At 35.8% G+C, this 14549-nt stretch carries 8 protein-coding genes; all 8 read left to right on the top strand.

The window, feature by feature from the left end; translation table 11 throughout:
• The first annotated feature begins 1 nt into the window (after position 1).
• Positions 2-3874 (top strand): DUF6443 domain-containing protein, encoded by a 3873-nt coding sequence (locus tag ACKTTZ_RS17490; protein WP_407846160.1) that lies wholly within the window; start codon positions 2-4, stop codon positions 3872-3874.
• A 49-nt stretch (positions 3875-3923) separates the two neighbouring features.
• Complete coding sequence (locus ACKTTZ_RS17495) at positions 3924-4571, top strand: hypothetical protein (protein ID WP_407846161.1); 648 nt, start codon at positions 3924-3926, stop codon at positions 4569-4571.
• Positions 4572-4797: 226 nt separating this feature from the next.
• A complete protein-coding gene (locus tag ACKTTZ_RS17500) occupies positions 4798-6078 on the top strand; it encodes a DUF3945 domain-containing protein (RefSeq protein WP_407846162.1) in 1281 nt (426 codons plus the stop codon).
• Positions 6079-6299: 221 nt separating this feature from the next.
• The gene (locus tag ACKTTZ_RS17505; protein ID WP_407846163.1) at positions 6300-6836 is read left to right on the top strand and encodes a Crp/Fnr family transcriptional regulator; all 537 of its coding nucleotides are present in this window, start codon (positions 6300-6302) and stop codon (positions 6834-6836) included.
• Between the two features lie 113 nt (positions 6837-6949).
• Entirely contained in the window at positions 6950-7807 is an 858-nt protein-coding gene (locus ACKTTZ_RS17510; RefSeq protein WP_407846164.1) for an SDR family oxidoreductase, read from the top strand.
• A 636-nt stretch (positions 7808-8443) separates the two neighbouring features.
• Entirely contained in the window at positions 8444-13033 is a 4590-nt protein-coding gene (locus ACKTTZ_RS17515) for a DUF3320 domain-containing protein (RefSeq protein ID WP_407846165.1), read from the top strand.
• Between the two features lie 170 nt (positions 13034-13203).
• Positions 13204-13527, top strand: a complete 324-nt coding sequence (locus tag ACKTTZ_RS17520) for a hypothetical protein (RefSeq protein ID WP_407846166.1) — start codon at positions 13204-13206, stop codon at positions 13525-13527.
• Positions 13508-14449, top strand: a complete 942-nt coding sequence (locus ACKTTZ_RS17525) for an HNH endonuclease (RefSeq protein WP_407846167.1) — start codon at positions 13508-13510, stop codon at positions 14447-14449. Before ACKTTZ_RS17520 ends, ACKTTZ_RS17525 begins: the two co-directional genes overlap by 20 nt.
• Positions 14450-14549: the final 100 nt, after the last annotated feature.

A 14549-nucleotide genomic window follows, 5' to 3' on the forward strand; every position in this document is an offset into this window, starting at 1 on the left:
GATGAAGTCAATATATAGAATTGTTTTATTGGTACTTGTATTTAGTACCTCAATTATCAAAGCCCAATTTTCGAATTATTCCAAATATTACAATTGGAATCTGCTTACCACGTATTCCAATGGTGGTGGTGGTGGGGTAACATTGAGTATCACCAATAATGTACTCAGTCTTAGTTTTAGTGCTGGTTTTACGGATACCACTTTAAAACAAGGAAAAATAGGGCCAACTGATTATGTAGGAACGTTACCCAACACAGAAATTCCTGTTCCGGCTGGAAGCTTTTTTACTGATAAAGGATACCGGTTCTTCATTGTTGATAATCAGTTAGCCATTTATCATAATACGCCCATTTCTTTAACTGGATTTTCGGGAACCATATCTGTGAATTTAACATCGCCAGTTCCCATACCCGCGGACATTTCGACGTACCTTTCTAACTGGACTCCGCAGAATAAGATAATGTCGGTAAACTATCTTACGGACCAAGGAGATTCTGGAAAGAAGAAAGCATCTATCGTATATTATGATGGTTTAGGAAGGGAATTGCAGATTGTTGCCAAAGGAGAGACACCTTCAGGAAAAGATTTGGTGACTCCTTTTGAGTATGATAACCTTGGAAGGAAGTCGAAGGATTTTTTACCCGTTCCAACCATGCAAAACAATGGTCTTTTAGTTGATGCAGCTACAATTTCAGGTTTAGCTTCATCTGTTTACAATGGTGAACCGGCATTTTCGGAAAATGTATTTGAAGCCTCTCCATTAAACAGGGTTTTGATGCAGTCAGCACCTGGAACGGCCTGGAAGAAAAACAGCGGACACGAAATAAAATTTACTGATGATGTAAATACAGTTTCTGACGAAGTAAAAAAATATAATGTTGATCTGGCAGTTGCTCAGGATATTTATAATCCTAAATTATCATTCAGTTCCACTTATGGGACAGGTAGCTTAATAAAAAAAGTAATCAAAAATGAGGATTGGACCTCTGCAAACGGAAACAACAACACTTCAGAGGAATTTATTAATAATGAAGATAGAACTGTTTTACGAAGAAAATATGTAGATGGGAAGAAAGCTGATACCTATTATGTTTATGATATTTATGGCAATCTTACCTATGTTATTCCTCCTCTTGCCTCAGATGCAGTTAAAAGTCTGACAACGGGCTTCTTCCCTGATGTAACTCTTGACAATTTGTGCTATCAGTACAAATATGATAAGAAGAACAGGTTAGTAGAAAAGAAGCTTCCCGGAAAAGGCTGGGAATATCTGATTTATAATAAGGCCGATCAATTGGTGATGAGCCAAGATACAAATCTTAAAGATCAGGGTAAGTGGTTGGTAACCAAGTATGACCAGTTCGGTAGAGTGGTGTTTACAGCTATTACTAATAATAATAGTACAAGACAGTCTTTGCAAACTACTATTACAGGAGCTGCTTATACCTTTGAGATAAGAAGTGCTGGCTCGTTTACCGTAAGCGGAATGCCTATTTATTATACCAACAGGGCTCTCCCGGGAAGTCTGGCACAAGTCTTAAGTGTTAATTATTATGATTCCTATCCTGCAGGATATACTTTTAATCCTACTTTTCCAACGGATATTTTAGGAGAGCACACATTAAATGCTATTCCTACACCCGAAGGTTTAAGTACCAAAAGCCTTCCTGTCCTTACTTTAGTAAAGAATATTGATGACGATAATTGGTCAAAGGATTATACCTATTATGATAAGAAAGGAAGAGTGATAGGAACTTATTCCATCAATCATTTAGGAGGATATACTAAAACAGAATCCAAACTTGATTTTGCAGGGGTAGCAAAGCAGACTATAACAAAACATAAGCGTCTGGATAGTGATACTGAAAGAGTCATTACAGAAACGTTTGATTATGACAACCAGAACAGACTGTTGGTACATAAGCACCAGGTAGACAGCAATCCAACAGAGATTCTGGCACAAAATACTTATAACGAGATTTCTCAGATTACCAATAAGAAAGTAGGAGGAACTGATGTTGCCAGTCCATTACAGTCTATAGATTACCAATATAATATAAGAGGCTGGCTGACTAAAATCAATGATCCGGCTGTTTTAAATGGAAAGCTCTTTGGGTATGAAATTAAATATAACAATCCTGTATACACTAATTTAGCATCAGGTAAGTATAATGGAAATATCGCAGAGGTAGATTGGAGAAATGCTTCGGAGGGTGCCTTGAAAAGATATTCTTATACTTATGACCCTCTTAACCGGTTGAAAGATGCTATCTATACAGAACCTGGCGCTACCAATCCCTATAATAATAATTTCAATGAAAATCTGAGCTATGATTTAAATGGAAATATTATGACCCTGAAAAGGAATGCTTATCCTGTATCAGGAACTACAGCCACACAGGTGGATGATCTTGAATATAAATATATAGGAAACCGTCTGAATCAGGTAATAGAAAATTCACCTAACAACTCAGGATATGAAGGTGGGAACAATATTATTGGCTATGACCTTAATGGAAATATGACTGATATGAAGGATAAAGGAATCCAGTCCATAGTTTATAATCATATCAATCTGCCTGTTTCAATTAGTATGCAGTTTACTAATCCTGTTGGAAATATAAGCACAACAAATATAAATCATTTATACCGTGCTGATGGAGTGAAACTTCGTAAAACATACAGTCAGCAGGCTCATATGGGGCTTCCAACAATACGAATGACGGATTATCTGGATGGGTTTCAGTATTCATATGAAGATGATGGAGGGATCTGCATCACATGCAAGACGGAATCGGCCTATGAATCGCAGGCTTATTCAACATTTAAACCTGTTCTTCCGCCGCTTGCGGCATGGAAACTGGATTTTGTAAGTACCCCAGAAGGGTTTTACAGTTTTGCAGAAAACCGTTATATTTACAACTATAAAGATCATTTAGGGAATGTAAGGGTAAGTTTTGGTAAGAACAATGCAGGGGTAGTTCAGACAATGGATGTCAATAATTATTATCCATTTGGGTTAAACCATATCGGAGGATCAAATTACTCAAACTTTGGAAGTTATTATAACTATAAGTTTGGAGGAAAAGAAATGCAGGAAACAGGCTGGCATGATTTCGGAGCGAGAATGTATATGAGTGATTTGGGCAGATGGGGTGTAATTGATCCATTGGCAGAGAAAATGACAAGATATAGTCCTTACAATTATGCTTTTAATAACCCGGTAATGTTTACAGATCCTGATGGCAGGAGCCCGGCCCATGTTGATCCATCAGAGATTTATAAGAAAGGAAATCAGCAACAGATAAAAGCTTTTGAATTTTTTGCGAAATCTAAAGAAGGTCAGGCTGTGATATCAAAATTTGCAGAAAAAGATCAGGTAATTGCAGGGATAAAGTATAAGGAAAGCGGAGAATTCCATAAGAAGGGAATGGATCTGACATTTGATAATAATATATCAAAAACGTCAGCTTCACAAGGCGCATCCGGTGAAACAACTGTCGAAAACAAAAATGGGAGAACTAATTTTACCGTAAGTGTAGAGAATAATAATACTCCGAACAGAATGGCTAATCAGATTGAAACATTCGCTCATGAAACTTTTATACATGCATTTCCCGAGGCAAAGGATTTCGCTGATGATAAAAAATTTAATCAAAGCAGCGGATATGATAATAGACTTATTAATTTTTTAAAGAAACCGGGAAATGAAAAATATCAGAGCGTTAGATATTATGATCACTATCAGGAAAAGCAAAATCATACTGCAAGGACTCAATATATATCACCTATTTTACAACAATATTATAAATCTGTAAAACAAAATGTTACAAAAGATTCCATTGATAAAAGCATTGACGGCTTTAGGTATTAATTTAGCCTTAGTGAGTACTGTTGTACAGTGCATGGAGAAAAAGGAGAATATGGAAGTACTATTTTTGAAGAATGACGGTCAGTATTCATTTCTCATTGAAGCTCCTTCAACGATAGCATATAGCACACCCTCAGCTATGGAGCTTATATCCAAAACCGAGGGAAACAAAAGTAATGTAATATTTGCAGATCAATTAAAGGAATTCAGGCCATACAAATTTGTTTCTGAGCAAGAGAATTATAATAATATTTACGTTTCTAATGTACTCGGAGAAACAAATTTTAACAATAATAATCTGTTTGAATATGATGTTCAGATAAGTCAATCAGGAGTTTTAAAGTCAAATATTTATTATCCCTATGATCTAAAAGGAAGCTATGAATTTAAAATAGATAGGCACACAAGCAAAATTTTGGGACAGCTGCTTTACAAAATTTCTTTAGAAGATAGGAAAAATAACAAAGTATCTCCAGATGCTAAGTTGAATAATGTAATTGTTTTGGAAGATGATAGAAGGAGAAATGAAGTTTTTACCCATGAAAACAATGCCCAAAATAATCTAGAATATTCTTTGCTTCTGGCTTGGATAAATAAGTTATTATTGGAAAATATTAATAGAGCCAATAAAATAGATCATTTAGATATTCCTTCCATTCAGTATGTGGAAAGGTTAGATATTCCACCTGATATGAAATAGTAAAATAAAGTTAACTTTTCATATTTATAAAATTCCTTTCTTTCTCGGAAAGTTTTTGAGTTTGAATTGATATAAAAAAATCCCGCTTCTGCGGGATTTTTTTATTCTTTTAAGTAATCTTTTTATTTTCCCTGCCGATCTTAATGTCAACTATGACCTTTCCCTGCCATTATAGTAACAAACCTGTCCGATTTTATATCTTACGCGGTACACAATAATTTAGGTTATGGATAACAATAAAAATGATGAATGGGTTACGGTTAGGAAAACAGGTGATACCTTACTGGTGCTCCATCATGAAACGGGTACAGTAGGAATTGTTAAGGGGTTGGGTGATAATGGAGAAGTAAATAGAGTAAGTCCTGAGGATCTGAATCCTAATGAAATGCTGAGTATTGAGCATAATGAGAATTCTTTTACTGAGTTTTATTCGACATTTTATCACCAGCTGAAAGAGCCTTTGGAGTTTTCGTTTTTTAAGGTAACAGAGTATGAAGCGAAGCAGACGGCTTTAAACCTACAGAAGTATATGGATGAGGCTCCGAATGATGTGAAACAGGTATTAAAGAAGTATGAGATTTCCATTGATGTGGTGGAGGCACATAGAAAAGCTGGAGAGGGGAAAACAGCAGGTAAGGGAAAGGATGCTGGAAATAGTTATGTATATAAGGCTGAACAGGTGGACTGGAAGATGATTGAGAAGCTGGGGTGGAATAAGGAAAGATTGGAAGAGCTGGGAGCTTTGGAACCCATGCTGAAAGGATATAAAACTCCGATGCTTGTTCCGGTACGTATTGAACTGGGAACAGTATCGGGTACGATTGAAGCGAGGCTTTCTCTTCAGGCTAATGATTTTGGAGAAGTGGAACTCAGGTTTCATCCAGTAAGAAGAATGCCTGATTTTTCCAAGCCTTTCTTTGTGCATGTATTTTCAGAAGAAGATAAAAGGAATCTGATGGTAAGTGGGAATATGGGAAGGGTGGTGGATCTGGTTCATGGGATTACAGGGGAGTTAGTGCCTTCTCTTATCAGCAGGGACAGGCTGACCAATGAGTTGGTACAGGTAAGGGCTGAGTGGGTGAGAATTCCGCTGGTGATCAAAGGAGTGACCTTGGATCAGGAGCAGAGAAAGATACTTAGGGAAGGGAAACCGCTGTTTATTGAAAATATGCTTTCAGCGAGGGGGACCCTGTTTAATGCAGCGGTTCAGTATAATGCGGATAAAAGATATGTGGAGTTTTTGCTGGATAAGAAGGTAAGGAGGATAGGAACGGGAGATTTGAGAGAGGTTCCGGAGGTGTTCAGAGGGAAAAGGCTTAAGAAATGGCAGGTGGAGAAGTTAAAGGCTGGGGAGGTAGCGTATGTGGTTGGGCTGGTGGATAGGAATGGGAAGGGGTATCAGGGATATTTGAGGTTTGATAAGGGAATTGGGAAGTTTGAGTTTTCGTTTAGGAATGTGTGGAAGGGGGAGAAGAAACAGAGTAGGAAGAGAGGTAGGGGGATATGAAAGCCTTCTGTGGGAAGGTTTTTGCTTTTGGGGTGAAAGTAAGTGTTTAGGGGATTACAGTTTCAACCTTTATATTAGGGAGTTGTTAATTTTAAATAAGAACGCTATTGTCATATTTTAATTTATTAGGGATTAAATTTAATAATTACCCTTTCATATATTTGTATTAAAATATCAAAATGTTCAATATATTCAAAAGTTATCTTACAGACAAAATACACTTGTCAAATGAAGAATTAACACTTATTGAATCTGTTTGTATACTTAAAAGATTAAGAAAAAGACAATATTTACTTCACGAAGGAGAAATATGGAAGTATAATGCCTTTATATGTACTGGATTTTTGAAAACATTCTCTATTGATCAGCATGGTAAAGAGCATATTATGAACTTTTCTCCAGAAAACTATTGGACCGGCGACCGTGAAAGTCTTCTTCAGGGAACTCCTTCCAAGTATAATATTGATGCTATTGAAAATTCAGAAGTCATATTAATAAAACAGGAAGATTTTACTATGCTCTGTAATGAAATTCCAACATTAAACGATTTAGTTAACAAAGTTTTACAAAAGAGTTTTGTAGTTTCTCAAAATAGAATTCATGCAAATATTAGCTTCTCAGCTGAAGAAAAATATCAAAACTTTATACAAACATATCCTATGCTTATTAATAGAATTCCACAACATATGATCGCTTCTTATATTGGGATTACGCCAGAAACCCTTACCAGAATAAGAAAAAGTATTCTTAAAAAATAATCATTATATATTTCATTGACATTTGTCAAGTTTATTTTCAAGCATTTATCAATGAAAAATAAATGCATAATCTCTGATCTTTGTCCTGTTAAATAACTTAAAATTTATAAATAATGAAAAAGACAATATTCATAACAGGAACAAGTACCGGATTTGGAAAATTAACTACAATTACACTTTCAAAAGCAGGTTATATTGTTATTGCCGGAATGCGCGAAACAAATGGCAAAAATGAGACAGTTGCCAAAGAACTTTCTAGCATTCCAAATGTGGAAGTGGTAGAAATAGATGTTACCAGCGATGCATCTGTTAAAAATGCTTTCAGATATACATTAGATAAATACGGAAAGATTGATGTTTTGGTTAATAATGCAGGTTTGGCAGGATTTGGACTGGTAGAAGCTTTCTCAATTGATCAGATAAAGAAGTTCTTTGAGGTTAATTTTTATGGTGTGGTTCGTACTTATCAGGCAGTTTTACCTTCAATGCGTCAGGCTAAAAATGGACTGATCATTAATCTTACATCAGGTGCCAGTGCTCATTCTTTACCCTTTATGGGTCCTTATCTTGCTTCAAAGTTTAGTGTAGAAGCTATTACGGAGTCATTACAGGATGAACTGAAGCAGTTCAATATAGAAAATGTGACCATTCAACCTGGCGTATACCCTACTGAAATGAATTCCGGAATTAAGCAGGGCAATAATTCAGATCTTGAAAAGATAACAGAAGAATATAATCCTGTTGCAAGTGAAATGTTCAATGCTATTGGAGCCGGACTTTTTGGTAAAATGCAAGAATTCAATATGAATCCTCAAACAATTGCAGATGGAATTTTGGAGTTAGTCGAGATGGAAGAAGGTACACGTCCATTACGTTTTCCCCTTGACGCAATTGCACAAGGAACTGATATTGATTTTATTAATGCCCGTGCAGACTTTAAAACGAAATGGGTATCTAAATATAATAGTTAAATAAATTATTATTGATAGTAATGACGATCTGTAATTTTCTAAAGGTCGTCATTAGGACAAAGCAATTTGAATTACCCCACTATTGTTAAAATTAAAGGTTAAAAATGAAAGCTCTTTATTATTTCATTTTTAACCTTTGTTAATATAGAGAAATGAATAGTGGTTTAAATCTACTATTACAATTTGAACGTTGTTAATTTCACGAGCTTTTAGGGAGTTGTCAAATTTAAATAAGGGCAGTATTTTGAGATTTTTAAAGTGACCGATTGTTGTCACTTTCTTTTGTATTTTAAGTAATAATCCATAAGAAATGAAAGGATAAAATTATTAAAAATTTACTGATTTACCTGATGATGTATTGACGGTAATTACGGAAAGGTTAAAGAATAGCCATTATGAATATCCAGACCAGACTGATAGTGAAACTGACAAGTTTCCTTGGTAGTTTAATAAGTTTCGAAGCAAAAGCAATCATTTAAAATAAGAACAAACGAAACGACGCTACAATTTTTACGTGTTTCCGTTTTTCAATATCCTCTTTTTTTTCTACATTAGAGACTTATAATAATCATGAATATGAAAGATCTCTTATCTCCTAAGCTAGAAGCGGCAAGAAAGGAGCTGCTGGATCTTGGGATGCGTAATACATTATTAAATTACAAAATTCCAAAAGCCCGAGGTTTACACATTGTCCAGGAGCAGTCAATTTCCATCTATAATATTCTGGTAAAGCAGAATAAAGCGATGACTTTTTTAGGCAGGCCTGGTAAAGATGATGATGAACTTTTTGAATTGCCACCGCTTTCAGAAGCTGAGCTGCAGGATGCTTATAACGATACCAGACTCCAAACTAATGAATCAGAACAAAAGCTTCAGACAAAAATTCTAAATACTTACTACGCAGCAAAAACAAGTATTGAAGAACAGGGAGTAAATACCTTATTCTTATCACTGGGAATGCTTTGCTGGTTTGAAACAGGCAAAGAGGATCTTAAATTAGCACCACTGATACTTGTTCCTGTTGCATTAGAACGGTCAAGTGCCAGCGAAAGATTTAGGTTACGATATACTGGTGGTGAAATCGGAACTAATTTATCTCTTCAGGCCAAAATGATGGTGGATTTTAATATCACTATTCCGAATCTCCCCGAGGATGAAGATCTTGATATCGAGGAATATTTTAATACAATTCAGGAGCATATAAATCATCTTGAAAACTGGAAGGTAGAATCCAATGCTATTGAGTTAGGGTTCTTTTCCTTTGGTAAATTCATGATCTATCATGATCTTGACAGCAACGAATGGCCACAGACCAAAAAACCATACGACCATCCTATATTGCAGTCTTTATTTGGAAACGGATTTGCTGAGCCACAACCTACAGTTGGAGAAGAACACATGCTGGATAAGGAGACAGATGCAAATAAGTTATTGCAGGTAGTAGATGCAGACAGTTCCCAGGTTATCGCAATGCTTGCAGTGCATGAAGGTAGAAATATGGTCATTCAGGGTCCTCCGGGAACCGGAAAATCTCAGACTATTACCAATCTTATTGCCAATGCGATCGGTACCGGAAAAAAGGTACTGTTTGTGGCGGAAAAAATGGCTGCGCTGGAAGTAGTAAAAAGGAGATTGGACAGTATCGGTTTAGGTGAAGCCTGTCTCGAGCTACACAGTAATAAAGCTAATAAACGTGAACTCCACGGAGAGTTGAAACGAATTTTAGAACTGGGTAAACCCACGATGGCCCATCTTGAAAATGAAATCCGTTTATTGGAACCGGTAATCAATGAGCTGAATGCCTATGCAGATGAGATAAACCGCCCTGCCGGACAAAGCGGCTTATCTGTTCATGACATAATAGGACTGTTGTTAAAAATAGATGCCGAAAATAAAGGCTATAGATTTCCCAAAATCAATGTAGAAAATCTCTCTACGTTAACTTCTTCGGAAATCTGGGATCTTGAACGAAGTGCCGAAAAGATTCAGGTAAGGCTTAATAAAATAGGATCTCCCGAGAACCTGGTCTTCTATGGCAGTACGTTATCAGTTTTTCTTCCTAAGGATGAAGAGCTTGCAAAAGAATTGCTGGTAAATGGGATAGAGCTAACGGAAAATCTCATAAATGCTTCAAAAACACTTTCTGAATATCTGGAATTTCGGATCCCGCTAGATCTTGAAGAAATCAACAAAACTTTGGATACTGTTGACCTTATCCTGCAAAATCCTGGGATAGGTTCAATGTCTGTAAGAGATAATGCATGGCTAAATAATAAAGCTGATATTGATACGATGCTGGAGATTGGTAGCAGACTGGATGAGATCCATCGTACTTATGATTCAGTATTTATTCCTGAAGCATGGAACCAGGATATGATGGAAATCAGACAAAATTTAATCGTCCATGGTAAAAAGTGGTACAGATTCATTATCGGAGATTATAAAAAAAGTGTTAGTAAGCTTGGTTCCATGTTAAATTCTCCAATGCCAGATCTTTTAGAAAAGAAGCTAGAGCTGGTGAATATTATAATGGAAGAAAAAAGACTTTCTTCAGCATTACAGCCTTTCGAAAGATTGGGAACCCAACTTTATAGTCAGAATTGGTTTCAACGGCAAAAAGATTGGGCAATGTTGAAAAGGGGAACAGAATATTTACAGAGAGTTCATAATTTTGTAGCTAAAGGGGATGGTTATCCAGAAATTATAGAGCTGTTAGAAAAAAATAAAAATCAGGATACTATAAGACAATATTCAGAAAATACTAGCCGTTTTGCAGATGAGCAGCAGAAATCTTTCAAAGCAATATTTAGACATCTGAATTTTGAGGGCAATGGTATTGAAGGCTTTAAGCTCTCTAAGCAAGTTGCGGTTCTGAACCTTTGGAAGGAACAGCTGCAAGAAATCCATAAAGTCGTTCAATGGAATGTTTTGAAGGATGAGATCCAACAGAATGGAGCTGGTTTTCTTATTAAGGCAGTTGAAAAATGGGACGACGCTGCATTTTATTTAAAAACTGCTTTTCAGAAGACCTGGTATGATTATATTCTTGAGCAGGCAATGATTGAAAGTGCAGAACTGAGAAAGTTTGAACGCTCTACCCACGAAGAAACCATTGCTGGATTTAGAAGAATGGATGTATTGAAACAATACTATAACAGGGCAAAGGTTGCTTTAAAGCACTGGGAAGGAGTGCCTAAGCAAGACGGTGGTGGCCAGATCAATATATTGAAAAGTGAATTTAACCGTAAAGCGAGACATATGCCGGTACGGAGACTAGTGCAAGAGGCAGGTATGGCAATCCAAGCGATCAAGCCTGTTTTTATGATGAGTCCAATGTCAATTGCTAGTTTTCTACCTCCAAGCAGTATTGATTTTGACTTAGTAATCTTTGACGAAGCCAGCCAAGTAAGACCAGTTGATGCACTGGGAGCCATCCTGAGGGGAAGACAGATTGTGGTAGTAGGAGATACCAAGCAAATGCCTCCGACTAGCTTTTTTGATAAGCTGAATACTGATACAGAAGATGAAGACAACGTTACAGCCGATATGCAAAGTATCTTAGGCATGTGCGATGCACAAGGAGCCCCACAACGGATGTTGCGTTGGCATTATAGAAGCCGACATGAATCCCTGATTAGTCTTTCTAACCAGGAATTTTATGAAGATAAGTTAGTAATTTTCCCAAGCCCGGGATCAAAGAATAGGATGGGGCTGGTATTTAATCATTTGCCGGATACATATTATGATAAGGGTAAAACCCGTACCAACCCGAGAGAAGCGGAGGAAGTAGCAAATGCCGTTATTCAACACGCCTTGAATAATCACAAGTTAAGTCTGGGAGTAGTTGCCTTCAGTACAGCGCAAATGCAGGCAATTCAAAACGCTATAGAAATAAGAAGAAGAAAAAATCCTGAGGTCGAAAATTATTTTAGAGAGCATGCAGACGAACCTTTTTTTGTGAAAAACCTGGAAAATGTACAGGGAGATGAAAGAGATGTTATTTTTATAAGTTTAGGCTACGGGAGAACTGAAGACGGGAAAGTACCGATGAGTTTTGGGCCACTTAATAATGAAGGAGGGGAACGGAGACTCAATGTGCTGATTACAAGAGCGAAAATTCGCTGTGAGGTCTTTACTAATATTACAGCGGCAGATATGATCATAGGTCCTAATGCAAAATTTGGAATCCGTGCTTTGAAAAGTTTTCTCTATTTCGCTCAGTATGGAAAATTTGAAAGTAATAAGAGCGAGTTGCCTTACCAGCCCCAGCCGTTTGAGAGCATAGTGGCGGAAACACTTAAAAAAGAGGGTTATATTGTACGGGAAAAAGTAGGTTCTGCAGGGTTCTATATTGATTTGGCAATTGCAGATCCTGATCATCCGGGAAGATACTTATTAGGTATAAACTGTGACGGAAGATCTTATCAAAATGCTCAATCAACGAGAGATCGGGATCGACTAAGAAATTCAGTGCTTGAAGGCATGGGCTGGACTCTAATTCACGTATGGAGTTTGGATTGGTTCCGTAATACAGCTGAAGAGCTTAGGCTGATTGCTGAAGCTGTAAAAAGAGCAAAAACACAGGTTGAACATAATGATAGTTTAGAGGAAGAACTTATGGAGGAACTCAGAAACCTGATCCGTGAGGAGTCCAGTGCAGAAGAAAAACATGTATATCCAGAATATGAACAGGCTGTATTATCTTCAGAAATTGCAGACCGCGAGCTCCATCTACATACTGTGGGAAAGCTTGGTGAGTGGATTTGTAATGTTGTGAAAACTGAAAGTCCTGTCCATTTTGAAGAAGTTGCTAGGAGAATGGCCGAAGCCAATGGTATCTCTAAAGTAGGGAGCCGTATCCGTACATCTTTAATAAATGCGGTTGATTACGCAGTCGATAATAATCTATTAATAAAAAAAGGAGATTTTTTATATGATCCTGAAATAAAATTGGAGATTAGAAATAGAACTACTCTTCCATCTGCTTCTAGAAAAATATCATATATTTCTATCGAAGAAATTGATTTGGGTATACAAAAAGTTATTTCCGACTCTATTGCTATACAGCCAAAAGAATTAGTGCCTTTAGTATCTAAATTATTTGGTTTTTCCCGGGTGACGGACGATATAAAAAAAAGGGTTTTTGAAGCTGTAGAGTATAGCTTACAAAAAAAGCATATATACAAAGATGGGCAGTTTTTAAAAAGCAATGCTAATAAGTCTTGAAGTCACAAAATTCTGAAATGAACCTGCATTTTACTTCTTAAAGAAAAAATAAAAGAACTTAATAGAGCTCCAGTTTTAATGATTGTAAATAACCCATAAGTGATTAATTTCGGAGTTAAATATTAGCAGTAACATTAATAATTAAAAAAATAGTCTCAAAAAACGATTACATGAAAATATTAGGATTAATTTTAATTTCATATTTGATGGGAATTCTAACCCAAAGAATAATTAGCTATTACAATAACAAAAGAGAGAGTGAAAAATCTTTTGAAGGTCTAAAAGATCTACAAAAACGTTTGGAGGAAAATATTAGGCAGGTTGAAACAAGTACGTTTGATGGAGTAATCACCTTAATTACAGGAGAAAAAATTGAAAGTGAATTTTTTCATAGAATTTCTGATGATGTTTTTATTGATAGAAAGAACAAAACTGAATTTATTCGAGATAAAATTGTGAGTATAAAATATATTGATGATAGAAGAAAGCATTAATCTCAAAAAACGATTTATAAAAAAACCAACATATTATAATGCTATGGATAAATCAGACGATTTCTTCTTAACTTGGGGAAAGAAAATAGATTGGAATAAAAGAGTTACTTCGGTCTGCAAACCTTGTTGGGAACTAAAATATTGTCCCTACGGTCCATTAGTTGAAGATTTTCCTATTCAAACTGAAAATGACGAAAAGAGTTGTCGAATTTTCGGACATGACTGTCCGGTATTTTATGTTGCGGAACCATTTACGGAAACAAAAGAATTAAGAAGAATTTCCCGGATTATTCCAAGAACTATTCAATTTAAAGTCTTAAAAAGAGAAAATCAAATTTGTCGTAGTTGTGGAAATGCAGTTTTAGATGAAAATATTCATTTTGACCATATAATCCCGTGGTCTAAAGGTGGAGCAACAGAAGAACATAATATTAGATTATTGTGCTCAAAATGCAATCAGAAACGCAGTAATAATTTTGAAGATGAATATCTTGTAAAAGATTTCAAAGAACTCATGGGAGAACCTTACGATGTTGATATTGTCGAATTTTTCACAATGGCAATAAGTTATGGTCACGAATTCAAAAAACTAAATAATGAAAATCCAACGGCAAAAGATTATGCTGAAAGATTTGCAAATGGAGACGTTTCATTGTTTGAAGAACATATTGCAACAATTTATAGCGAATTGAGTGCATTTTTTAGTTCCAAAAAGCCCGCAGAACTAAATCAAAATGAATTTGAATTATTAAAAAAAAGATGGGGATTTGTTGATTCAGAAATTTATTATCTTAAAGACATATACGAAGTTTATGAAATTGAGATAGAAAAAGGAGTAGAAATAGAAAAATCGTTATTCAAAAGAATTGGAATTCGCGTAAAAGATCGCAGAACAGATTTGAAAAAATGGTCGAGATATTAGAAACTAATTCTCACAAAACAATAGAACAAATTGCATATTTATAAAATGACTAAAATATCTATTTCAACGTAAATTAACAAGCATTGGCTAAAGTGAATTA

It is taken from the genome of Chryseobacterium sp. KCF3-3 (assembly GCF_045865955.1).
Lineage (GTDB): Bacteria > Bacteroidota > Bacteroidia > Flavobacteriales > Weeksellaceae > Chryseobacterium.

Bases quoted from the DNA above. Each gene is read 5' to 3' on its own strand.
- ACKTTZ_RS17490 (WP_407846160.1), top strand. From the start codon at position 2: ATGAAGTCAATATATAGAATTGTTTTATTGGTACTTGTATTTAGTACC.
- ACKTTZ_RS17525 (WP_407846167.1), top strand. From the start codon at position 13,508: ATGATAGAAGAAAGCATTAATCTCAAAAAACGATTTATAAAAAAACCA.
- ACKTTZ_RS17510 (WP_407846164.1), top strand. From the start codon at position 6,950: ATGAAAAAGACAATATTCATAACAGGAACAAGTACCGGATTTGGAAAA.
- ACKTTZ_RS17500 (WP_407846162.1), top strand. From the start codon at position 4,798: ATGGATAACAATAAAAATGATGAATGGGTTACGGTTAGGAAAACAGGT.
- ACKTTZ_RS17515 (WP_407846165.1), top strand. From the start codon at position 8,444: ATGCGTAATACATTATTAAATTACAAAATTCCAAAAGCCCGAGGTTTA.
- ACKTTZ_RS17495 (WP_407846161.1), top strand. From the start codon at position 3,924: ATGGAAGTACTATTTTTGAAGAATGACGGTCAGTATTCATTTCTCATT.
- ACKTTZ_RS17520 (WP_407846166.1), top strand. From the start codon at position 13,204: ATGAAAATATTAGGATTAATTTTAATTTCATATTTGATGGGAATTCTA.